Source organism: Mesorhizobium sp. B1-1-6 (assembly GCF_006443035.1).
Classification (GTDB): Bacteria; Pseudomonadota; Alphaproteobacteria; order Rhizobiales; family Rhizobiaceae; genus Mesorhizobium.
The window spans coordinates 82092-104217 of sequence record NZ_VFWR01000008.1; the positions used below are offsets into that span (position 1 = coordinate 82092).

The following is a 22126-nucleotide window of genomic DNA, read 5'->3' on the forward strand; positions in this document are numbered from 1 at the left end:
CGGACAGGCCTTCCCTCCCGGACCCGCCTCAAATAGCGCGAATGATCCCGCCGTCGACGCGGATGTTCTGGCCGGTGATGTAGCCGGCGCCTTCCGAAGCCAGGAAGGCGATGGTCGCGGCGATCTCTTCCGACGTGCCGTAGCGCTGCATGGGCACGGAGTCGCGGCGTTCTTCCGTCGCCGGCAGGCTGTCGATCCAGCCGGGCAGCACATTGTTCATGCGCACATTGTCCGCTGCATAAGTGTTGGCGAATATCTTGGTATAGGCGGCAAGGCCGGCGCGGAACACGGCCGAGGTCGGGAACATCGGGCTCGGCTCCACCACCCAGGCGGTCGAGATGTTGATGATGGCGCCGGCCTTCTGCTTGACCATCTGCGGCGCCACGATGCGCACCGGCCGGATGACGTTGAGCAGGTAGACGTCCATGCCGGCGTGCCACTGTTCGTCCGTGATCTCCAGGATCGGCGCGCGCGGCCCGTGGCCGCCGCTGTTGACCAGAACGTCGATGCGGCCATAGTGCTCCAGCGTCAGGTCCGCGAGGCGCCGCAGATCCTCGTTCGACTGGTTGGAACCGGTGACACCGATGCCGCCCAGTTCCTTGGCCAGCGCCTCGCCCTTGCCGGACGAAGACAGGATGGCGACCTTGAACCCGTCCGCCGCCAGCCGCTTGGCCGCTGCCGCCCCCATGCCGCTGCCGCCCGCCACGATGACAGCCACTTTTTCTGAACTCATTGGGTTTTCCTCTCAAGGGTTGGCGGGAGTTGCGGTTCAGCGGTCATATAGCCGGTTTCGTCGGCCGCTTCGAACCAGAAAGGCTGAACCGACCTGCAGAAAAATGCGACGCGCCAACCGCCCTAGCCTTCCACCGTCTCCAGCACGCTGAGCAGCGTGCCTTCCATGTCGGGCTCGTCGCCGGAGCAGACGCACAGCATTTCGGCGTCGCCCTCGCCCACCGAGAGGTAGGCGTGGCCCATGGTGGAATCGATATAGACGCTCTCGCCCTGTTTCAGCCGCACCGGCGCGTACTGGTCGGTGTGCAGTTCGATCTCGCCCTTGAGCACGATCAAAAATTCCTCGCCGGCATGTTTCGTCAGCGGGCCGAACTCTTCGGGCGTGCGGGCGCGCGCATAGGCGTGGATCGGCACCATGCGCTTGCGCACCAGGTCGGTGGCCAGATACCGGTAGTCGTAATTGCGGGTCAGCTGGCGCAGTGTGTTGGACGGTGACGTCACGGAGCGGCGGGTGCGCGCCGCCGGCTGCTTGCGGTCGCCGCTGAGCAGTTCCGTTACATGGATGCCGAGCCCTTCGCAGATCTGCAGCAGCTTGTCGTAACTCAGCGACATCTGGTCGTTCTCGACCTTGGACAGCGTCGACACTGCGACCCCGGTGAGCCTGCTCACCTCCTGAAGGGTCCAGCCATGCGTCTTCCTCAAGCCGCGCAGGCAATCACCCAGCTTCGGTTGCTCCGACATATCAGCTCCATGCCGCGGGATCGCGCCGCTCCATCCTAGGTAATTGAACTTCCCGCCGTCATCAACAACGCCAACAATTTTCTTATACGCTAAATATTGACTGGATAAGAAATTATTTTTACGACTGAACGATGCAGTCGAATTCACTCCCGAAAATCGTCGTCATCGGCGGCGGCATTGCCGGCCTCTCGCTTGCCGCCGAGGTGGCGGACTGGGCCGACGTCACCCTCATCGAGCGCGAGAGCCAGCCGGGCTATCATGCCAGCGGCCGCTCGGCCGCCCTGTTCACCGAGACTTATGGCAACCGCCTGGTGCGCGCGCTGACGCTGGCGAGCCGCCGGGCGATCTTCGACGGCGGCTTCGTCGCGCATCAACGTGGCGCGCTGCATGTCGGCCGCGCCGATGACGGCGCGGCCGTCGACCGGCTGGCCGGCGAATTGCAGGCCATGGTGCCGAGCGTACGCCGCCTCTCCGCCGCTGAGCTGCATGCGCTGGTTCCCGTCATCGATCCGCAAACCACATGCGGCGGTGTCCATGAACCGGGTGCGGTGGACGTCGATACCGGCAAGATGCTTGCGGCCTGCGCTTCGGCACTGAAGGCCAGGGGCGGCATCATGCGCACGAGCGAAGAGGTGCGCGAGGTCGCGCCCGCCGGCAATGGCTTGCGCGTCGCCACCAGTGCCGGCGCCTATCCCGCCGACATCGTCGTCAACGCCGCCGGCGCCTGGGTCGATGTCGTGGCCGGCCTGGCGGGGCTCACCGGCCTCGGCTTCCAGCCCAAGCGGCGCACCGCCTTCCTGTTCGACCCGCCTGCGGGCGCCGACATTGCCGGCTGGCCGCTGGTGGTCGATCTGCACGAACAATTCTACTTCAAGCCAGACGCGGGCAGGCTGATCGGCTCGCTGGCCGACGAAACCGATTCCGAGCCTTGCGACGCCTGGCCGGAAGACATCGACGTCGCCATCGCCGTCGACCGGATCGAGCAGGCAACGTCCATGCGCATAGGCCGCCCGTCGACGCCCTGGGCCGGCCTGCGCACCTTCGCGCCCGACCGCACGCCGGTCGCCGGCTTCGACCCGCGCCTGCCCGGCCTCTTCTGGCTCGGCGGCCAGGGCGGCTATGGTTTCCAGGTGTCGCTGACATTGGCGCGGCTCGGCTCGGCGCTGATGCGCGGCCAACCCTTGCCCGACGATGTCACCGCGCTTGGCGTCACCGCCGCGGGGCTGGCGCCCGACCGCTTCCTGGCCCCGGCGGCGAAGCCATGAATTTCATGCCCTTCCCTCAACCAGAAAAAGTGTCATCAGGAGCGTTTGCGATGAAATCCACCGTTCTGCGCACAGTGCTTGGCTCGACCCTTCTGGCCTCGTCCGTCCTTCTCGGCGGGCAGGCTCATGCCAAGACGCTCGTCTATTGCTCGGAGGCCAATCCCGAGACCTTCAACCCGGCGATCGGCATCGCCGACTCCACCATGGATGCCGCCGCCAAGACGATCTTCAACCGGCTGGTGGAGTTCAAGCCGGGCACGACCGAAGTCGGACCGGCGCTGGCCGAGAGCTGGGATGTCTCGCCGGACGGCAAGACCTACACATTCCACCTGCGCCAAGGCGTGAAATTCCAGTCGAACGAGCATTTCACGCCGACGCGCGAGTTCAACGCGGACGACGTCCTTTACACGTTCAACCGCCAGCGCGACGCCAACAATCCCTACCACAAGCTCGGCGGCGGCTCTTACGAATACTTCAACGCGCTGGGCATGGGCACGCTGATCGACAAAATAGACAAGGTCGACGATTACACCGTGCGCTTCACGCTGACGGCCCCCAACGTCACCTTCCTGGCCGGGCTGGCGCTCGACTACCTCTCGATCTTGTCGCTGGAGCAGACCGAAAAGATGGTGGCCGCCGGCACGCCGGAGCTGATCGACAGCCAGCCGGTCGGGACCGGCCCGTTCATGCTCGAGGCCTATGTGCCCGACAGCCAGGTGCGCTACGCCGCCAACAAGGATTACTGGCGCGGCGCGCCGAAGATCGACACGCTGGTCTTCGCCGTCACGCCCGAGCCGACCACCCGCGTCGAGCGCCTCAAGGCCAATGAATGCCAGGTGGCGGCCCCGCCCCCGCCCAGTGCCGTCGCCGAATTGCGCGCCGATCCAGACATCACGGTCCTCGACCTCAAGGGCCAGAATATCGGCATCCTCGGCTTCAACGTCGAACATCAGCCGCTGGGCGATGTCCGCGTGCGCACCGCGCTTGCCAAGGCCGTCGACCGCAAGGCAATCGTCGATGCCGTCTATGCCGGCGCCGGCACGGTTGCCGGCAGCGTCGTGCCGCCGGCGCAGCTCGGCGCCGTCACCGATGCCGGCATCGACTACGATCCCGACGGCGCGAAGAAACTGCTGAAGGAAGCAGGCCACGAAAGCGGCCTCAAGATCAGCCTATGGGCGATGCCGGTGTCGCGCCCCTACAACCCCAACGCCAAGCGCATGGCCGAGATGATCCAGGCCGACTGGGCGAAGGTCGGCGTGCAGTCCGAGATCGTCAGCTTCGAATGGGGCGAATATCTCAAGCGCACCGCCGCGGGCGAGCAGGACGCTTTCCTGCTCGGCGGCAGCAGCGACAATGGCGATCCCGACAACATGCTGAGCTATCTCCTGTCCTGCGACGGCGTGAAGGGTGGCTCGAACCGGTCGCGCTGGTGCGACAAGGATTTCGAGAAGCTGCTGGATGAAGGCCGCGTCGCCGCCGACCCGAAAGAACGCGCCGCGATCTACGGCAGGGCGCAGGCAATCCTGAAGGCCGAGGTGCCGGTGGCGCCGATCGCCCATTCGCTGGTGGCGATCCCGATCCGCAAGAGCGTGCTCAACTACATCCTCGACCCCTTCGGCCGGCAGAATTTCGCCGCGGTCGATGTGGCTGAGTGAGGGCAGGCGCTCCCTGTCCTTCCCCCATATGGGAAGGTGGATCGGCGCGCAGCGCCGAGACGGATGAGGGGTGTTCCAGCGGAATGAGACGTTGGTGTTCCCTGGAGCACCCCTCATCCGACCTCGCTTCGCGAGGCCACCTTCTCCCACAGGGGGAGAAGGAAAAAAGAAAGCGATATCAATGCCGAAAGACCTGACCTCCCTCCTCAACAGCTACCTCGCCGACGGCGCGGTGGGTGCCTCGCTGGCCTATTCGACAGGCGCCGCGCCAATCGCCGTCACCGCGGGCCTAGCCGATCGCGCACATGGCACATCAGTCACACCGGACCAGTTGTTCAAGATCGGCAGCTGCACCAAGACCTTCGTCGCCGCCGCCCTGGTCAAGCTCGCCGAGACCGGCAAGCTCGAGCTCGGCGCGCCGATCTCCTCCTGGTTCCCGGATCTGCCGGGCGCAGGGAATATTTCGGTGCGCCAGCTGATCAACCATCGCAGCGGCCTGCCGGAATTCGAATATTACATACCGATGGATCCGGGCCGGCAATGGACGCCGCAGCAGCTGGTCGACATCGCCTTCGCCTCCGACAAACAGAAGGCACCGGGCGGACCCGCTGTCTACAACAACACCGGCTATGTGTTGGCCGGCATGGTGATCGAGGCCGTCACCGGCCAGTCGCTCGGCGCCTATGTCAGAAGCGCGGTCCTGCGGCCGCTCGCCCTGGAAAACACCTGGTCGCCAGCCACCGAAGCATTCCCGGAAAGGTCGATGGTGCGCGGCTACTACCACCGGCCGCCGCTGGCGCCGGGCGCACCGACAGACATCGCTTCCGGCGGCGAGATGTGGCGCATGGACGGCGTGCTGCCCTACTCCGACGAATTGCAGGATTCTTCCGATTCCTTCCCATTCGGCGCCGCCTATGGCTGCGGCGACATGGTGTCGACGCCGTCCGACATGGTGAGCTTCATGCGCAGCCTGTTCTCCGGCAAGCTCTTGTCGCCGCCTTTCTTCGCCGAGATGTTCGAACGCCGCGTGCCGGCGAGCTTCCCGGGCACCCGCATGCGCGAGACCGGCGCCGGCATGTTCCAGAGCGCCTATGCCGACCGCGCCTTCTACGGCCATCAGGGCAGCATTCCGGGCTATGTCGCGGTCATGCTGCATGATCCGGCGACCGGTCTTACCATCGCCATGACCAGCAATGTCGGCTCCGGCAACCGCCTGTCCTTCCAGGCCAGCGGCCTGCATCCCGTGGTGGATCGGGCGATCCGGATCATTCTGGAGCAGCCAAGCCGGGCAGCATCTGGCTGAGCACGCGATCTCGCAGAAGAACGTGGTGGAAGACGGCCGCCGCGGCGTGCAGGCCGGCCAGCCACATGAGGATGTCGCCAAGCGTGCCGTGGATTTCCGCCAGCGAAGCGCCGACGTCCCATGGGGCGAAAAGCGGACCGATCGGACCGAAGCCGTACACCGTGACCGGATGGCCGCCAAACCATGCGCCGAGCATGGCGGTCACCGGCACAGCGAACATCAACGCGTAGAGCGCCCAATGTACCGCCTTCGACCCGACATACATCCAGGCGGGCATGGACGGAGCATCGGGAATGCGATCGAACAGCCGCCAGGCCAGGCGGATCACCAGCAGCCAGAAAACCGCGAAGCCGAGCGATTCATGAAGCAGCAGCATCGAGGCCCTGGGCGCTGAATAAACGCGCGTAGGAGGGCCGCCTGCCGAGACCAGGAAGGCGATGAGCACGAGCAGTGCCGTCAACCAGTGGAATGCCTGGGCAAGGCTTCCGTAGCGAGTTGTGGTACCGGACAGTGACATGCAGGAACTCCGCGGCAGTTGCACAAGGCTCCCCGCGCCAGGCCGAATTTGCCTTTATTTAGCTGCGCCTCGAGTGAGAACGATTTATGGCGGAGCAGGTCGGATCGGCTTGTCGCACCGGCTGCACAGCCAAGCCGCTTGAAACCCTTCAGGTTTTCGACCAAAACACCGCCGCCGCGGCCGCGACGATCTCCGCATTGTCCTGCGCCACCTTTCCATCGGGAAGCGTCCTGCCGTCTTCCAGTCCGACCCGCGTCGACCAGCGCCTTCGACGCGCGAGCTCCACGAACGGCCAGACCGTGGCATCGGCGCCGTGCAGCAGGATCGGCCGCCGCACCCCGGCGCGGTCCAGCACGGCGGCGATGCCGTGCGCCTCGGCGAGTGCGGCGGGCAATTCCTGTATGTCGATCTCGATCAGGATGCGCAGCACCCGGCCGTGATCGGCAAGACTGACGAACCGCTCGGTATCTTCCGTTGTGGCAAGGCCGGCCTCGATGCCGACGCCGCGCTGGCGCAAAAGCTCCATCACGCCGGGCGCGTCGGCCTCCGAAAGATTGACCGAGGCATAATCGGGCAGTTCGCGCCAGCCGGCGATCGCCGCGCGGGTGCGCTCGACGTCATTCTCGATCCAGGCGCCTGTCGACACGCCGATCAGCGTGCCGGGACAGGCCCGGCGCACCGCCAGCACGGTCGCGTCCACGGCGGCCAGGCTCTCGCGCCCGTCCGCGCCGCGCGGATGGATGTGCAGCTCGGCCGCGCCCGTGGCGACGCAGGCGGCCGCATCGCTCGCCATCGCCTGCGCCGTCAGCGGCAATTTCGGATGAAAATCGCGCGGTCGTGCGCCATTGATGCAGGCCTGTACGATCATGGCTGCCATCCTCGGACAAGGGAGCCAGCACTCTAGCTGCGTGGCAAGGCATGGCAAAGAGTTGGGCGTTGTCTCTCCTGACAGCGGCCGGTGAGACTGCCGATCTCCCCCTTGTGGAGGAGATCGGCAGTTCCACGGACTCGCTCTTCCTTATCGGAATCCCGGCATTTGAATAAAATCCGCCTGTGGATATTTACCCTGTGTTCCGCCAGACCGGCCAAGATATATTAGGGCGAGGTAATGGAGGGATCATTGACCAGCGATTTTTCAGCCGCCCGGGTGCATCTCGAACGCGCCTATCACTATTTGCGCGGCGATGACGAGACAAGCCGCTCGGCATGCGAAGCCCTCGACCTGCTGATCGAAGCGGTCGCGGAGGCGCAGCACAGGCGATCGGAGGCAGAGGTGTTGGAGTTTCCGCGATCGGCACGGTTCGCCGACCGCCAGTGATCGTTCCGCCACGCCCGGCCGACCGCCCGGAGCCGTTCCAGGGGCCGTGCTTAACAGCTCTTCGGGATTGCCTAATGGAGTGTTGGAGTAGCTCGGCGATTCTGGCGGGCGGCTTGCCCGCTTCAGGCGCGCCGCCTGCCGGGCGTTCCGGCCGTCGCGCGCGAAACGATCGCCTCCAGCGGCTCGGGACGATGCAGAAAGAAGCCCTGGCCGTAGGCGACGCCCATGTCCTGGAGCATGGCCAGCGTATCGTGCCGTTCGATCTTCTCGCCCACCACGGCGAAGTCGAGGCTCCTGGCAATGCCGGTCATCGCCAGCACGATCTCGCGATCGAAGCGGCTGTCGGTGATATGTTCGATGAACGAGCCGTCGATCTTGATCGCATCGACGGGAAAGCGCCTGAGATACTCGAACGAGCTCATGCCGGCGCCGAAATCGTCGAGGCTGACCCGGCAGCGTCGCTCGCGCGCCTTGCGCACGAAGTCCTCGGCGGCGTCGAAATTGGTGACGGCCGCGGTTTCGGTGATCTCGAATCCGATGCCGGAATGCGGCGCTCCGGTTTCCTCGATGGTGTTGTCGACGAAATCCCACAGCCCCGGATCGCTCAATGTCTGAGCCGACAGGTTGAAGCCGAGCGTCAGCGCCCCGGCACGCAGCGCCGGTCCGTGCCGCAACAGCGCCGTGCGAATGATCCAGCGGTCGAGTTTCGAGGCGATGCCGAAACGCTCGGCCACCGGGATGAATTCGCCCGGCGGCACCAGCCGCCCGTTGCGCGCGGCGAGCCTCGCCAGCACTTCGACGTGCCGGCACTCTTGCCATGGCTTTCCCAGGAGATGGATTTCCTGGCCGAACAGTTTCAGCCGCCCGTCGTCCATGGCATCGACGGTGTCGGCTGCGATGCGCGCCGCATTGAGGCCGGCGGCCCCAGATCGCGCCGCGGCCGAAAACACCGCGAAGCGGTTGCGCCCCGCCGCCTTGGCCGCGTAGCAGGCGTCGTCGGCGCAAGCCAGCGCATCGGCCACGGTGGTCGTGGCGTCATCGATGAAGGCGATGCCGATCGAGGCCGCCAGTCGGCGCGATGACGCGGCCGGGCCGAGATCGGCCTCGCGCACCGCCCCAAGCACGGCGCCGGCGATCCGCTCGGCCTGCACCGCGTCGCAATGCGGCACCAGCAGCGCGAACTCGTCACCGCCCAGGCGCGCCGCATGCGCCGACGGCGGCAGGCAGCCGCGTATGCCCCCCGCGACGCTCTTCAGCGCCAGGTCGCCGGCGGCATGCCCGGCGAAGTCGTTGAGCGCCTTAAAGTAATCAAGATCGACATAGAACACCGCCAGCGGCGCTCCCGCCGCGATATGCTCGCCAAGCAGCCTGTCGAAGGCGGCGCGGTTCCACAGGCCGGTCAGCGCGTCGTGGCGGGCGGCATAGGCCAGTTCCTGTTCGCGCAGCTTGTCCTCGGTGATGTCGCGCACCGTGCCGAGGATCTGGCCGGCGGCACCAGCGGCGGCGACGAAACGCACCAGCGATTCGACATGACGGATCTCGCCGTCGCGCCTGATGATGCGGTATTGCGCGGCAATGACGCCGTCGGTTTCCAGCGGCGCCCTGTGGGCGCGTTCGGCCGCCTGCTTGTCGTCGGGATGCAGGTAGCTGTGCCATAGGTCTGCCGTCACCTCGTCGGTAACGGCGACAAGGCCGAATATTTCCCTGGTGCGGGAATCCCAATAGCTTTTGTTGCTGGCGATGTCGTAGTGCCAGATGCCGGTGCCGCTGGCCGCGAGCGCCAGGCGGAAGCGGATGTTGACCTGTTCCAGCGCGGCCTCTGCCGCCTTCTGTTTCGAAATATCGGTCTGCACGCCCATCAGCCGGATCGGTTGGCCGTCGCGGTCGCGTTCGACGATGCCGCCGCGGTCGAGCACCCAGACCCAGTGGCCTTGCTTGTGCCGGAGCCTGAGCTCGGTCTCGATGGTGTCGGTCAGGCCGGCGATGTGACGGTCGCCGCTGGCCAGCGCCTGCTCGCGATCGTCGGGATGGGTAAGCCGCAGCCAGAGGTCGCTGCTGTTGGCAAGCTCGCTTTCGTCATAGCCCAGCATCCGCGCCCAGGTGGCGGAATAGAAACACTCGCCTGTCCGAAGGTCCCAGTCCCAGACGCCAAGTTGGGCGCGCTCCAGGGCCTTCTCCCAGAACGTTCCATTACGGCTTTTCTTGTCCTGACCCGCCATCTTCCGTTTCGTCCAACCCCGCCGGGGGCAATCTGCGGCAAAACCAGAGAAGAAAGCGTTACCACGCCGGTGGCTCCGCCGCGTTCCTCGCTTGCGGTCCCGACTTTCGATTGGCGGGCAAGAAGCGGAGTTTGCCCGCCCGCCGATCCTCCTAGTGTTTGCGCGGGGTCGCCGCCCGCCCTGGCGATCTCGTGCAAACACAAGAGGACTTTTCCCATGACCAAACAGGAAGACAACAAGGCCGTCGTCGTTAGATGGTTCACTGATTTCTGGGGTGAAACCTGCGATCTTTCCGTCGTCGACGCCATCGCCGCGCCCGACATGCTGCTCAAATATTCGCTGCATGAACCGCGCCGCGGCCGCGAGGACATCAAGGCCTTCATGACCGATTTCCGCGCTGCCTTCCCGGACCTCAACTTCTGGGCCACCGCCGACCTCATCGCCGAAGGCGACTATGTCGTCGGCCAGTGGGAAGGCGGCGGCACCCATGCCGGTCCGGCCTTCAGCGATTTCCTCGTCGGTTCGCTGCCCGCCGCCACCGGCCGCACCATGCGCTTCACCGGCACCACGGTGCTGAAGGTGATCGAGGGCAGGATCGTCGAGGAGATCGGCCTCGACGACGGCGTCGCGGCGTTGACCCAGCTCGGCCTGATCAAGGCGGCTTGAATGAGAGGGACCATCGCCGTCCAGGCAGTGGTCCCTCTCGATTGCACGTGCGTGACGAAAGGCCTCTTGGCAGCAACCCAACACAGGGCCAGCACCGCCATCGACCTCAGCCCGTATTTGAATACAATACTACACTATTGAGTATTATATTGGAAACCAGACACCATTACGGGTGCAACAAGATATTAATACGTTGCCGCCAGAACAATCATAACAAGTTCGAAAGCTGGCGGGACCTCCCTGATGAGTGGGCACACCGGAACACAGGGCGGCGATCTCCGATCGGTTTCCACTGTTGATTTTGGCGTGGCGACAACCAGAAGCAGCTGGCTGCTGACGGGCCTGTGCCTGGTCTGCGTCGCGACGGCGCTTTGCCTGCGGCCTGAGCGATATCTTCTGCTGTCCATAAAGTACTTCGGGACATTCCTCGGCTTGCTGCCGGTGCTGCTGGTGGTTGGCCTCGGGTTAACGGCATTGGTGTATGGCGGGCCCAGGCCGACAAGATTCATGGTGCACATACTCAAGGAACGCGGGCCGGCGGCCGCGCGGGTCGTCTTGCTATTCTTTCTCGGCATCATCGCTTTCACGACATTCAGGATCACCATACCGGAGATCGTGCCTTACTATGCCGATCCCATGCTGGCCGACCTCGATCGTTGGCTGCACGGCGTCGATCCTTGGGTATGGACGCACGGCATCGTTTCAGAGCCCGCCTCCATGCTGGTTTTCAAGGCCTATATGTCCTGGTGGTTCATGCAATGGCTTGGCGTCGTGCTCTTCGTCGCCTTCTGGAACAGTCCCGCCCGGCGCATCCGCTATCTCTGGGCGTTCGCGCTCACCATGATGTTGTGTGGCACCGTTCTTCCAATCATGCTGTCATCCAGCGGGCCGATATTCTACGACCGGTTCTATGGCGGCAGCCGATTTGCCGGGGTGCTCGCAGCGCTGATGGCAGACCCGTATGCCTCGCCGGTGCGGTTCGCCGCCAGCTATCTGCTCGATGCACACGACAGCGGCAGCTCCGCGCTGGGCAGCGGCATCACGGCGATGCCGAGCATGCATGTCGCCATCGTCACGCTCAATGCCTTCTTCCTCACCGGCTTTGGTCGCCGCTGGGCCGTTGCCGGCTGGTCGTTCGCCGCACTCATCCTGTTCGGCTCGGTCTATACCGGCTGGCACTATGCCGTGGACGGCTACCTGTCGATCCTCGTGGTCTCTCTGCTCTGGTACCTGACCGGACGCTTCGTTCTACCGGCATCCGGGCGGCAGGCTTCCGACGTGGCCCAACAGACTTCCGATACGGGATTGGCGGCCCCTAATCCCGCGCCGCGATAACGGCCGGAGCGGACAGCGTCGAGCCAGGCGGCCTGCACCGCCTGGCTTCATTGCTTACTGGCTGGGTGCCGCCGCGTGTTCGCACGACACTTTCGGGTTCATGTCGGCGAAGGTGCCGGTCGGGTTGCCCTTCCAGGCCCAGACATGCAGCTCGTAGAATTCGCCCAGGCCGTAACGGTTGGGCGCACTGTTGAAGTTGAACAATTGGCCGTCCAGTGACGCCGGCCCCTTGGCGGTGATGTATTCGACCGCCACCAGCTTCAGTGTGCCGTCGGCCATCGGCTCGTACATCACGGCCTCGGGACGGGCGATGTCGATCTTGTCGTCCTTCAGGTATTGCCCGTTGACATAGTGAATGCCCATCGCGCCGCCGGTGATGCCGCTGGCGCAGGGAATGGGCGCATAGCCTTCGTCCGTGGCGACCTTGACGTCGAGGAACCGGCCGTTCGCCGCCCGCACCTTACCGGCCAGTGGATTCGCGCCGGATGTAAATGCGACCTCGTCCTGATGGGCCTGGGCGAAAGTGGCGCAGACGGCCAGCATGGCCCCCGCCATGAGAAGCCCGTTGCGGAATTTGCGTATCATGTTCATTCCATTCTTCTTGAAAAGGCCCAGCGCGCCGGCCGCCGGAAATACGGAGGCGCGGCAGGCAAGCGCCGTGATTGTCGTTGCTCGGAGAGCCCGAAAGCGATGCGACGGATGGAGGAAAGCTTCATCCCTTCGGCAGATACGGGATCGTCCCCGCCAGGTCTGTGTTGTCGATCATCTGGAAGCGGCTGTCGCTACCGTCCTGACGGGCCGAGACGAAGGGCGCGTAGGCCGGATCGTTGGCGAAGGCGCGCGCCGCCGCTTCCGACGGGAATGCCATCAGCGCGATCAGAGTGGTGTCGAGCGGCTTGCCTTCAAGCGTCTTCACATTGCCGCTGCGCGACAGATACTTGCCGCCATGCTTGTGGACGAGGTCGTGCACCGATGCGGCGTAGGCCGGCATCCACTGCGGGTTCTTCACCTTGATGTCTGCGATTACGTAGGTGGTCATGGTCTTCTCCCTGTTACGGCGCACAGGGGAGATCCCCGCGGCCGGTCAAAGGGCTCGCATGGCAGGGCCGGCGCCGGCCAGTCCGCGATCTGTACCGGGCCGGTACAGTTTCCGTACTGGCCGCTTCCTTCATGAAGGCCTAATGTTCAGCCCAGTTTCGAGGGAGGACGTCGGATCATGGCCCAGCACGGATACAAGCAGTTCTGCCCGCTATCGATGGCCGCCGAGGTGCTGTGCACCCGCTGGACGATGGTGCTGATGCGCGAATTGGTGGCGGGTTCGACCCGTTTCAACGACCTGCGCCGCGGCGTTCCCAAAATGTCGCCCAGCCTTCTGTCGCAACGGCTGAAAGAGCTCGAGCTCGCCGGGATCGTCGAGCGCAAGGAGGTGCCGGGCGAGAAGGGCATCTCCGAATACCGGCTGACGGAGGCCGGCCGGGATTTGCGCCCCGTCGTCGAGGCGATGGGCTTTTGGGGACAGAAATGGGTCGAGTCCCGGCTGTCCCTCAAGAACCTCGATCCGTCGCTGCTGATGTGGGACATGCGGCGCAATCTGAACCCCTCGCCGCTGCCCGACGGGCGCACCGTGATACAATTCCTGTACCAGGAGCTGCCGGCGTCCAAACGGTCGTGGTGGCTGATCGTCGAAAAGCATGGCGAGGTCGATCTGTGCTGGTACGATCCGGGCTTCGATATCGACCTCTACGTCTCGACCGACCTGCACACGATGACGGCGATCTGGATGGGATTGATCACCGTCGAGAAGGCCGGCGCGAAGGTCGCCTTGACCGGAGATCAGCACATCGCAAGGAAGATGCAGACCTGGCTCGGCCTCAGCCCGTTCGCGGTCGAGCCCAAACGGGCGGCGTAGAAACGAGGGCTCGGGGAACAGCGATCGGGCACCGGGAGCGGCGGCTTTCGCCTTTCGCGACAGGTTGAATGTGTGAGTGAATAACCTTCAACGGGATGTGGGTGCTTCGATAGGGTAGTGCTTATCCTCATAAGCGTCGATCAAGGTCGCGAGAACATCAAACCGGTAATCGCCAAGAGAGCCGATTTCCGGCTCGTTCTCGAAATATTGGATGATTTCGGCAATCGCCCGATCGTAATCGGCCTCGGTCTTAAGGGGTCGAATGTTTTCCATCACACCTTCTCCGGATCAATCTTGTCATATCCTTTGTGTGTCCCGTCCTTTGTGTGTCCCGACGAATACGCTCGCGTCCACCTCTCAATTGGCAGGAAACGGGTGGCGACGCGGGTCGTCTGCGGCTTCAATGCCGGCCATGTTCATCACCCTTGCCAAGGATCTCAAACCCGCGCCGCTGCCGGTCGCCGACGATCCGCGCTGGACGCAAGTCGTGGCGCGCGACAAATCGGCCGATGGCAGCTTCTGGTATTCGGTGGCGACGACCGGCGTCTATTGCCGGCCCTCCTGCCCGTCGCGGCGCGCCAACCCGAAGAACGTGCAACTCCACGACACGCTGGACGAGGCCAGGGCGACCGGCTTTCGCGCCTGCCGGCGCTGCAATCCCGACGGACCTTCGCTCGAGGCCGGCAACGCCGCGATGGTGGCCGAGGCCTGCCGCAGGATCGAACAGAGCGAGGAGGAACCGTCGCTCGGTGAACTGGCCGCCGCCGCCGGCCGCAGCGCCGGCTATTTCCACCGCACCTTCAAGGCCGTCACCGGCCTGACGCCAAAGGACTACGCGGCCGCCCGGCGCGCCGAAAGGGTGCGCCGGCGCCTGGAAGACGGCGCCAGCGTGACAGCGGCGATCTACGATGCCGGCTTCAATTCGAGCGGACGCTTCTATGAGAAGTCGGCCGGCATGCTCGGCATGACGCCGACGCGCTACCGCGCCGGCGGCGCCAGCGAGGAGATCCGCTTCGCCGTCGGCGAATGCTCGCTCGGCGCCATCCTTGTCGCGTCGAGCAGGAAGGGCGTCGCCGCGATCCTGCTCGGCGACGACCCGGACGCGCTGGTGCGCGACCTGCAGGACCGTTTCCCCAAGGCGCGCCTGATCGGCGCCGACCGCGATTATGAGGCGCTCGTCGCCCGCGTCGTCGGTTTCGTCGAGGCTCCAAGGCTTGGTCTCGACCTGCCGCTCGACCTGCGCGGCACCGCGTTCCGGCAGCGCGTCTGGCAGGCCCTGCGGGACATCCCGGCCGGCCGCACCGTCTCCTATGCCGAGATAGCAGGGCGCATCGGCGCGCCGAAGGCGACCCGCGCCGTTGCCGGCGCCTGCGCCGCCAACGCGCTCGCGGTCACCATTCCCTGCCACCGCGTGATCCGCAAGGACGGCGCCCTGTCCGGCTACGCCTGGGGCGCGGAGCGCAAGCGCGCGCTGCTCGGCCGCGAGGCCTGAGGAGGAGCGGCAATGGGCGCGATGGCAAGGTCTTCCACCACCGATGCGGACATTGGGATCCCCCATCGCGGCGCCGTCAGACGCGCCAAAGATGCGCGGTCGCTGGTGATGGCTGCGCTCGGGGAGCTTGTCGAGAGCGGCAAGGCCGAGTGGAGCCGTGGCGCGACCGGCGAGATCGAACTGCGGCTGTTATCAGGCGAGGTTTTTTTGCTTGGCGAGGTTGCTGTCATTCGTATCGCATAAATCAGCGCTCTACGGCGCCCCCCTCTGTCCTGCCGGACATCTCCCCCACTTTGGGAGGAGATTGGCTGTCACAACCGCCTTCGCCAATCTACGACGTTGCAGGAATGAGTGGGGCGCCGAAATTGCCAATCTCCCCCCTCGTGGGGGAGATGTCCGGCAGGACAGAGGGGGGGCGCCGTAGGGTACTTACCTCCGCACCGTTCCGGAAATTGAATTTGAAAGCAACCATCGGAGTGAGGAACGGAAGGCACGCGGCTAGGGTTCAGGCACACAGAAGGAGTGAAGCAATGAACCTCATGCAAACCCACACGCCGGCGACAGCCTCCGGCGCCGACACCATCACCTACGCCATCGCCCAATCCGCGATCGGCAAAATCCTCGCCGCGCGCGGTTCCCTCGGCGTCTGCGCCATCCTGATCGGCGACGACGCAGAGGCGCTGGCGCAGGACCTCGCCAGCCGCTTTCCCGGCAAGATGCTGGTCGAGAACGAGACCGCCTTGCATGACGATCTCGCGGCGATAGCATGTTTCATCGAAACGCCCGCCGCCGGCCTGGACCTGCCGCTCGACATCAGCCACGGCACGCCGTTCCAGCAAAAAGTTTGGGGCGAGCTTCGCAGCATCCGCCGCGGCGCAACCATCACCTACGCCGCCCTTGCCCAGCGTCTCGGCCAATCGAACGGCGCCCGCGCCGTGGCGACGGCCTGCGCCGCCAACGCGATCGCGCTCGGCATTCCCTGCCACCGCGTCGTCCGCGCCGACGGCACGCCCTCCGGCTACCGCTGGGGCACTGAGCGCAAGCACGCTTTGCTCGACAAAGAGGCCGCGATATGAACGCCCATGCCAAGGTTGCGGCATCGGTGGTGAAAGCCGCCGAGGAACGGGTTGCCGCTTACGACTGGCCGGCCCTCGCCGCCGAACTCGACGGCGTCGGTTGTGCCGTGATGGAAAAGCTGCTCACGCCGCAGGAGTGTCGGCAACTCGCCGGGCTCTATCCGCATGAAGAACATTTCCGCAGCCATATCCACATGGCCAGGCACGGCTTCGGCAAGGGCGAATACCGCTATTTCCGCTACCCCTTGCCGGACCTGATCGGCGGGCTGCGCACGGCGCTCTATCCCAGGCTCGCCGAGGTCGCCAACCGCTGGAACGAGCGCATGGGCATCGCCACGCGCTATCCCGAAACGCATGCCGCCTTTCTCAAGCAGTGCCACGCCGCCGGCCAGGTCAGGCCGACGCCACTTCTGCTGCAATATGTGCCCGGCGACTTCAACTGCCTGCACCAGGACCTCTATGGCGACCTCGCTTTTCCGGTGCAGGTGGCGGTTCTGCTTTCAGAACCCGGCGAGGATTTCACCGGCGGCGAGTTCGCCCTGACCGAACAGCGGCCGCGCATGCAGAGCCGGGTGGAAGTGGTGCCCTTGCGCCAGGGCGATGCCGTCTCCTTCGCCGTCCACAATCGGCCGGTGCAGGGCACCAAGGGCAATTACCGCGTCAATCTGCGCCACGGCGTCAGCCGCCTGCGCTCGGGCATGCGGCACACGGTGGGCATCATTTTTCATGATGCGAAGTGAATTGGTGAGGCCAAGGTGTTGACCAAGAGTACATCGAGGCGCGTGTTCCCTTCGCCCCTGGGGCTAAGGCAGAACCGCGCTTGGTGCTGCATCGCCGACTGCCATGCCCAAGCTCAACGGCAGGCATGATATCAGTGCAATGCCTTTCGATTAGCCGGCCGGCGCGTAGCGGCTCACCACCATGCCGCTCGCATAGGATTTCGAGCCGAGCAGCCGCAGCCTGCCGAACCCGCCTTGGTCGAAGATGCGGCGGCCGGCGCCCAGCACGGCCGGGTTGATGAACAGCTGGAACTCGTCGACCAGCCTGGCCGCGATCAGCGCCGAGGCGAAGCCGGCGCCGCCGAACACCGCGATGTCGCCGCCCTCACCCCTCTTCAGCAAGTCGACCTCCCGCGGCAGGTCGCCGCTGACCACTGTCGTGCGCTCCCATCGCGAGGCCTTGAGCCTGTCGCTCGGCACCACCTTCCTCGCCTCGACGATGCGCTGGGCGAAAGCATAGAACGGGTCGCGCGGATATCTCTTCGCCGCATTGCCCCAATGGGTGAGGTAGCCTTCCTCGGCCATCTTGCGGCTCAAGAGGATGGTATCGATGCCGGCGAAGACGGCGTTGAAGTCCCGCTTCAGCTCCTCGTCCCAGGCGCTGTCGTCGCCCCATTCCCAGAGCTGCCAGCGATGATCCCCGGCGGCGCCGACAAAACCGTCGACCGACATCTGCATCTGGAGGATCAGCTTTTTCATCATGGTTCTCCCAGTCAAGGGCCGAGCGGCTCGTTTTACCCGTCCGGCCGGCACGGTTGCCGATGGTTTCATTTGGAACTATTGACCTGAGATGAAAACGATGTCAATAGTAAAGCGATTTAAAAATGGAACCATACACATGTCGACACGGGACCGGTCTGGCTGCCCCATCAACCTGTCGCTCGAACTGCTCGGCGACCGCTGGACGCTGCTCATCATCCGCGACCTGGTCTTCGCCGGAAAAAAGCACTTTCGCGAATTCCTGCAATCCGATGAGGGCATTTCCTCGCGTACGCTGGCCGAGCGCCTCCAGACATTGCAGGACGAAGGCATCCTCACCCGCAGCGGTGATCCCACGCATGGGCTGAAGGCGATCTATCGCCTGACCGAGGCCGGCATCGACCTTTTGCCCGTGCTGGCCACGCTCGGCGCCTGGGGCAGCAAGCACCGCAAGGCCGACGATGATCTGGCAAGGATCGCCGATAAGCTCGCTGCCGACGGCGAGCCGGCGCTGGAGCGCCTCAAGCAGGCGCTGCGGGCGGAGCATCTCGGTTGATGGATGTCGCCAAGGTGGCCTCGGGGACAACGACCCGCACAGGCAACGCGCGTTAGAAAGTGCGTCACGGCCCTCTGTTCGGAATAGCGCAAAAACAAGCAATTGGAACGGTTGCGTGATGCATTGCAGCACGCCGGCGACGAGCTATGGCGTGCGCAATATGTCGGCGCCCGCCTGCTCATCGAACAGCACGGCGCAGCCGCACTGCAGCGCGACTTCACTCAGCGCATTCGCGACTGTTTCGTCGGCCGAGACGAAATCGCCGGTCAGCACCCGCAATTCCTCCACGGCCTTGGCCATCGAAACCAGCCGCCCCGCGGCGCGGTCGGTCGAGCAGGCGTTGACGACGCAAACCAGATCGATCATTTCAAAGTTGCCCATGCCAGCCTCCGCACGCGGCGCCCTTCGGCCGTCAACGCGATTGTGAGCGACAATGTTCCGGCGGATCGCGACCTCGCTTGACAGCGAGCAATGTTTGTTCTCTTTATGTTCCATACTCTACAACGTCGCGAGGAACCGGGGATGGAGCCCACCATCCTGCATGCCGATCTCGACGCTTTCTACGCCTCGGTCGAGCAGCTTCTCGACCCCTCGCTGCGCGGCAAGCCGATCGCGGTCGGCGGCGGCGTCGTGCTCGCCGCCTCCTACGAAGCCCGCGCCTTCGGCGTGCGCGGCGGCATGCCGGGGCGCAAGGCGCGCGAGCTCTGCCCGCAGTTGATTTTCGTCGGCGGAAATTTCCGCGACTACCAGCGGCTCGGCGATGCCGCGATGAAGGTGCTCGACGATTTCACGCCGCTGGTCGAGCGCATCTCCATCGACGAGGCCTTCGCCGATGTCGCCGGTTGCACGCATCTGTTCGGCCAGCCGCGGGAGATCGCCTCGACCATTCGCCGCCGCGTGCGAAGCGAACTCGGCCTGCCGATCTCGATCGGCGTGGCGCGCACCAAGCACCTGGCCAAGATCGCCTCGCAGGTGGCCAAGCCCGATGGGCTGGTGGTGGTCGAGCCCGGCACCGAGATCGCCTTCCTGCATGACCTGCCGGTCTCCCTGATGTGGGGCGTCGGCCCGGCGACCAGCGCGCGGCTGGCCGAGATCGGCGTCCAGACAATCGGCGAACTGGCCAGGACGCACAGCGGCGCGCTGGCGCGGCTGCTCGGCCCTGCCGCCGGCGAAAAGCTTGCCGCCTTGTCGTGGAACCGCGATCCGCGCAAATTGGAAACACGTCGCCGCGCCCATTCGGCCGGTGCCCAGTCGGCGCTTGGCCGCAAGCCGGCACTGGAATGCGTCTACATACCCGTCCTGCTGCATCTGGCCGACCGGGTCGCCAGCCGGCTGCGCGCCAAGGCGCGCCCCGGCCGCACGGTGACGGTGCGCGTGCGCTTCGCCGACCTCAGCGCCGTCACCCGCTCGATCACGCTCGACCAGCCGATCTCGGCGACGGTGATGCTGGCCGAGATCGCGACAGACCTGGTGCGGGGCGTGCTTGCCGATCATCCGCATGACAGGACGATTTCGCTGCTGGCGATCTCGGTCTCGCATCTGGAGGAAAGTGCCGAATTGCAGCTCGAACTGCCGCTCGGCCTCGCCGACGAAAAGCGCCGCCCCGGCACCAGGAAGGGCCTCGCACGCTTCGGCGCCGACCGCGCCATCGACAAGATCCGCGAGCGTTTCGGCAAACAGGCCGTCGGCTACGGCACCGTGGCGCTGGAGGCGGCCCGCTCGGTGCCCGACGAGTTCAGGGAATTGGCGCAGAAGGAATTGTAAGCGGGAATGGCTGTCTGCGCTTCCCGAATGGCGCACACCAGTTGGCTTCAGAGCCGCATCGTGCCGAAGACCCGATCCCAGAACAGCGACGTCACGCCGAAATTGACATTTTCGTCGACATGATGATGCAGCGCGTGGCGGCGCTTCAGCGTGTAGAGATAGCTCGGATGAGTGGGATGCCAGTGATGGATCACATGGTGGATGCTGACGTACCATAGGTAGCCCAGCATCAGCCCGCAGCTCGCCGCGCTGGCGACCGCGAAATCCGAGACCATCCATACGGGAAAGAACGCGACAAGCGCATGCACGCCGAGGCTGAGCCAGGTCGGCGTGCCCACCGGACTGCGCTCCTCGACATGATGGCGGGCGTGCAGATCCCTGATCCAGGGAATGTGGTGAAGGACGAAGCGGTGCATGACGTATTCGATCAGCGTCCACAGACACAGGCACGCCAGCGCCGTCGCCAGCCAGCCTGGCGCGCTCTCTTCGCCGGCCTCGATAAGCCCGGCCACAGCCAGCAGAGCGATCGCCAGGGGGTAAACCACGAAGTCGCTGTAGTATCCAATGAGACCGAGTTCCATCGGAGCAAGCCTTCAACGCCGAAGAAGCGACAGATTGCCGAATGCGCGGGCGGGGAGCAACGCGGATGCGCCTGACATAGCGTCGCAATCACCTCGCGCAAGGTCGGCGGCAACGATTTGGAAGCAGAGTCAACCGGCTGCTGCCCTCGAAACCAGCCTCGCAACGAGCTGAAAAATGGCGGAACTCAGCGCGGCCCGAATGGACGGCCAACTCTTGATCGCCATCAACCGCGCGGCACCGTCGACGTGGCCGCGATGGCGTACTTCACATTGGATGGCACACCCTCACCCAAACCTCGCCGCCGTCCACGCCCCATCAGCCGCGTTCGACTCCACCGCCGCGGCGACGAACTTCACGCCGCGCGCGCCGTCGACCACATCGGGCACCTGCGCCGCCCGGGCCGCATCGACAGCAGCGCCCGAACGATGCGCGCGGATGATGTCGGCGGCGTCGCGGTAGAAATTGGCGAAGGCCTCGATATAGCCTTCGGGATGGGCGGCCGGCATGCGTGACACGCGCCGGCTTTCCTCGGTCGAGCCATGGCCGCCGCGCACGAGCGTGCGGGTTTCCTCGCCATATCTGGAGAAGCGCAGTTCCTCGGGCCGCGTGCCCGACCATTCAAGCCCCGCCTTGTCGCCATAGATGCGCACGGAGAGATCATTATAGTGGCCGGGCGACGTCTGGCTGGCCAGGATCGTGCCGCGTGCCCCGCCCGCCCAGCGCACCAGCACATGCGCGTTATCATCGAGCCGCCGTCCCGGCACGGCGGTGAACAGGTCGGCCGACACCGTCTCGGCCTCGCGGCCGCTGATGAAACTCGCCAGATTGAAGGCATGCACGCCGATATCGGCCAGCACCGCCGACTGGCCGGCGCGCGCCGGGTCGGTGCGCCATTCCGCCTGTTTCTGGCCGTCGGCATCGATCGGCCTGGTCAGCCAGTCCTGGATATAGGCGCCGTGCACGGAGACGATGCGGCCGAGTTCGCCCGCCGCCACCATCTCGCGCGCCTGGCGCACCATGGCGTAGCCGGTGTTGTTGAGGGTCACGACGAAGCGGCGATTTTTCTCCCGCGTCAGCGCCACCAGGGCTTGCGCCTCGCCCAGCGTCGTCGACAGCGGCTTGTCGCAGATCACATCGATGCCGGCTTCCAGAAAGGCTGTCGCGACCGGCGCGTGCAGGTGGTTGGGCGTGACGATGACGACCGCCTCGATGCCGTCCGGGCGCGCCGCCTCCGCCTTTGCCATCATGCGGTAATCGGCATAGCTGCGCTCCGGCGCGATGCCGATCTCGGCGGCCGAGGCGGCGGCGTTCCCGGGGTCGGACGACAGCGCTCCGGCCACCAGCGCGATCTGGTCGTCGAGCCGCATGGCGAGGCGATGCACCGCGCCGATGAAGGCGCCCTGCCCGCCTCCCACCATGCCGACGCGCAAACGCTTGCCCGCCGATCCGTCCGATGTCGCATAAACCATGTTTGTCTCCTCCGATTTAAGGATGTTAAGCCAGCACCCACCGTCGAGT

At 65.2% G+C, this 22126-nt stretch carries 25 protein-coding genes; 13 read left to right on the forward strand and 12 right to left on the reverse strand.

The window, feature by feature from the left end; genetic code table 11:
- Window positions 1-28 precede the first annotated feature (28 nt).
- Window positions 29-733, reverse strand: a complete 705-nt coding sequence (locus tag FJ979_RS17310; RefSeq protein ID WP_140557856.1) for an SDR family oxidoreductase — start codon at window positions 731-733, stop codon at window positions 29-31.
- A 122-nt stretch (window positions 734-855) separates the two neighbouring features.
- Complete coding sequence (locus tag FJ979_RS17315) at window positions 856-1473, reverse strand: XRE family transcriptional regulator (protein WP_140500031.1); 618 nt, start codon at window positions 1471-1473, stop codon at window positions 856-858.
- 131 nt (window positions 1474-1604) lie between these two features.
- Between FJ979_RS17315 and FJ979_RS17320 the strand changes: the two genes are divergently transcribed.
- From FJ979_RS17320 to FJ979_RS17330, 3 genes are all read left to right on the forward strand, one after another.
- Window positions 1605-2738, forward strand: a complete 1134-nt coding sequence (locus tag FJ979_RS17320) for an FAD-binding oxidoreductase (RefSeq protein WP_140557854.1) — start codon at window positions 1605-1607, stop codon at window positions 2736-2738.
- A gap of 50 nt (window positions 2739-2788) precedes the next feature.
- On the forward strand, window positions 2789-4393 hold the full coding sequence (locus FJ979_RS17325; RefSeq protein WP_140582392.1) for an ABC transporter substrate-binding protein: 1605 nt from the start codon (window positions 2789-2791) through the stop codon (window positions 4391-4393).
- A 181-nt stretch (window positions 4394-4574) separates the two neighbouring features.
- The gene (locus tag FJ979_RS17330; RefSeq protein ID WP_140582395.1) at window positions 4575-5696 is read left to right on the forward strand and encodes a serine hydrolase domain-containing protein; all 1122 of its coding nucleotides are present in this window, start codon (window positions 4575-4577) and stop codon (window positions 5694-5696) included.
- Here the strand turns inward: FJ979_RS17330 and FJ979_RS17335 are convergent.
- Together FJ979_RS17335 and FJ979_RS17340 are read right to left on the reverse strand one after the other, a co-directional pair.
- Entirely contained in the window at window positions 5659-6213 is a 555-nt protein-coding gene (locus FJ979_RS17335) for a cytochrome b (protein WP_140500038.1), read from the reverse strand. The genes FJ979_RS17330 and FJ979_RS17335 overlap by 38 nt on opposite strands.
- Window positions 6214-6361: 148 nt before the next feature.
- Window positions 6362-7081 carry a 3-keto-5-aminohexanoate cleavage protein gene (locus FJ979_RS17340; RefSeq protein WP_140582398.1) on the reverse strand — a complete coding sequence of 240 codons (720 nt, stop codon included), beginning with the start codon at window positions 7079-7081 and terminating at the stop codon, window positions 6362-6364.
- A gap of 252 nt (window positions 7082-7333) precedes the next feature.
- Between FJ979_RS17340 and FJ979_RS17345 the strand changes: the two genes are divergently transcribed.
- Window positions 7334-7531 carry a hypothetical protein gene (locus FJ979_RS17345; protein ID WP_181165267.1) on the forward strand — a complete coding sequence of 66 codons (198 nt, stop codon included), beginning with the start codon at window positions 7334-7336 and terminating at the stop codon, window positions 7529-7531.
- A gap of 122 nt (window positions 7532-7653) precedes the next feature.
- Here FJ979_RS17345 and FJ979_RS17350 read toward each other — a convergent pair whose 3' ends face one another.
- A complete protein-coding gene (locus tag FJ979_RS17350) occupies window positions 7654-9750 on the reverse strand; it encodes an EAL domain-containing protein (protein WP_140582400.1) in 2097 nt (698 codons plus the stop codon).
- A 216-nt stretch (window positions 9751-9966) separates the two neighbouring features.
- Here FJ979_RS17350 and FJ979_RS17355 point away from each other — a divergent pair, with 216 nt between their 5' ends.
- Together FJ979_RS17355 and FJ979_RS17360 are read left to right on the forward strand one after the other, a co-directional pair.
- Window positions 9967-10416, forward strand: coding sequence for an ester cyclase (locus FJ979_RS17355; protein ID WP_140516026.1), 450 nt, complete (start codon window positions 9967-9969; stop codon window positions 10414-10416).
- A gap of 306 nt (window positions 10417-10722) precedes the next feature.
- On the forward strand, window positions 10723-11751 hold the full coding sequence (locus tag FJ979_RS17360) for a phosphatase PAP2 family protein (RefSeq protein ID WP_224684846.1): 1029 nt from the start codon (window positions 10723-10725) through the stop codon (window positions 11749-11751).
- A gap of 54 nt (window positions 11752-11805) precedes the next feature.
- Here the strand turns inward: FJ979_RS17360 and FJ979_RS17365 are convergent, their stop codons facing one another.
- Window positions 11806-12342, reverse strand: a complete 537-nt coding sequence (locus FJ979_RS17365; RefSeq protein WP_181168580.1) for a hypothetical protein — start codon at window positions 12340-12342, stop codon at window positions 11806-11808.
- 121 nt (window positions 12343-12463) lie between these two features.
- Entirely contained in the window at window positions 12464-12790 is a 327-nt protein-coding gene (locus FJ979_RS17370) for a DUF1330 domain-containing protein (protein ID WP_140500048.1), read from the reverse strand.
- A 177-nt stretch (window positions 12791-12967) separates the two neighbouring features.
- Between FJ979_RS17370 and FJ979_RS17375 the strand changes: the two genes are divergently transcribed.
- Window positions 12968-13660 (forward strand): helix-turn-helix domain-containing protein, encoded by a 693-nt coding sequence (locus FJ979_RS17375; RefSeq protein ID WP_140500050.1) that lies wholly within the window; start codon window positions 12968-12970, stop codon window positions 13658-13660.
- Window positions 13661-13747: 87 nt separating this feature from the next.
- On the opposite strand, the gene FJ979_RS17380 is transcribed toward FJ979_RS17375, so the two are convergent.
- Window positions 13748-13933, reverse strand: coding sequence for a transcriptional regulator (locus FJ979_RS17380; RefSeq protein ID WP_140500052.1), 186 nt, complete (start codon window positions 13931-13933; stop codon window positions 13748-13750).
- Between the two features lie 139 nt (window positions 13934-14072).
- On the opposite strand from FJ979_RS17380, the gene ada reads away from it, so the two are divergent.
- The 4 genes from ada (at window position 14073) to FJ979_RS17400 (ending at window position 16968) form a co-directional block, all read left to right on the forward strand.
- A complete protein-coding gene (ada, locus tag FJ979_RS17385; protein WP_181168579.1) occupies window positions 14073-15152 on the forward strand; it encodes a bifunctional DNA-binding transcriptional regulator/O6-methylguanine-DNA methyltransferase Ada in 1080 nt (359 codons plus the stop codon).
- A gap of 12 nt (window positions 15153-15164) precedes the next feature.
- Window positions 15165-15395, forward strand: coding sequence for a hypothetical protein (locus FJ979_RS17390; protein WP_140500055.1), 231 nt, complete (start codon window positions 15165-15167; stop codon window positions 15393-15395).
- Window positions 15396-15682: 287 nt separating this feature from the next.
- Window positions 15683-16228, forward strand: coding sequence for a methylated-DNA--[protein]-cysteine S-methyltransferase (locus tag FJ979_RS17395; RefSeq protein WP_140557843.1), 546 nt, complete (start codon window positions 15683-15685; stop codon window positions 16226-16228).
- Entirely contained in the window at window positions 16225-16968 is a 744-nt protein-coding gene (locus FJ979_RS17400) for a 2OG-Fe(II) oxygenase (protein ID WP_140582409.1), read from the forward strand. The genes FJ979_RS17395 and FJ979_RS17400 overlap by 4 nt, the downstream gene beginning before the upstream one ends.
- A gap of 150 nt (window positions 16969-17118) precedes the next feature.
- Here the strand turns inward: FJ979_RS17400 and FJ979_RS17405 are convergent, their stop codons facing one another.
- Window positions 17119-17706 (reverse strand): dihydrofolate reductase family protein, encoded by a 588-nt coding sequence (locus FJ979_RS17405; protein WP_140561103.1) that lies wholly within the window; start codon window positions 17704-17706, stop codon window positions 17119-17121.
- A gap of 139 nt (window positions 17707-17845) precedes the next feature.
- Here FJ979_RS17405 and FJ979_RS17410 point away from each other — a divergent pair, with 139 nt between their 5' ends.
- A complete protein-coding gene (locus tag FJ979_RS17410; protein ID WP_140521490.1) occupies window positions 17846-18262 on the forward strand; it encodes a helix-turn-helix domain-containing protein in 417 nt (138 codons plus the stop codon).
- Window positions 18263-18406: 144 nt separating this feature from the next.
- On the opposite strand, the gene FJ979_RS17415 is transcribed toward FJ979_RS17410, so the two are convergent.
- On the reverse strand, window positions 18407-18643 hold the full coding sequence (locus tag FJ979_RS17415; RefSeq protein ID WP_140500063.1) for a hypothetical protein: 237 nt from the start codon (window positions 18641-18643) through the stop codon (window positions 18407-18409).
- A 141-nt stretch (window positions 18644-18784) separates the two neighbouring features.
- Between FJ979_RS17415 and dinB the strand changes: the two genes are divergently transcribed.
- On the forward strand, window positions 18785-20026 hold the full coding sequence (gene dinB / locus FJ979_RS17420) for a DNA polymerase IV (protein ID WP_140500065.1): 1242 nt from the start codon (window positions 18785-18787) through the stop codon (window positions 20024-20026).
- Between the two features lie 47 nt (window positions 20027-20073).
- Here the strand turns inward: dinB and FJ979_RS17425 are convergent, their stop codons facing one another.
- The gene (locus tag FJ979_RS17425; protein WP_140500066.1) at window positions 20074-20607 is read right to left on the reverse strand and encodes a sterol desaturase family protein; all 534 of its coding nucleotides are present in this window, start codon (window positions 20605-20607) and stop codon (window positions 20074-20076) included.
- 285 nt (window positions 20608-20892) lie between these two features.
- Window positions 20893-22077, reverse strand: coding sequence for a Gfo/Idh/MocA family oxidoreductase (locus tag FJ979_RS17430; protein WP_140582412.1), 1185 nt, complete (start codon window positions 22075-22077; stop codon window positions 20893-20895).
- Between the last annotated feature and the right edge of the window lie 49 nt (window positions 22078-22126).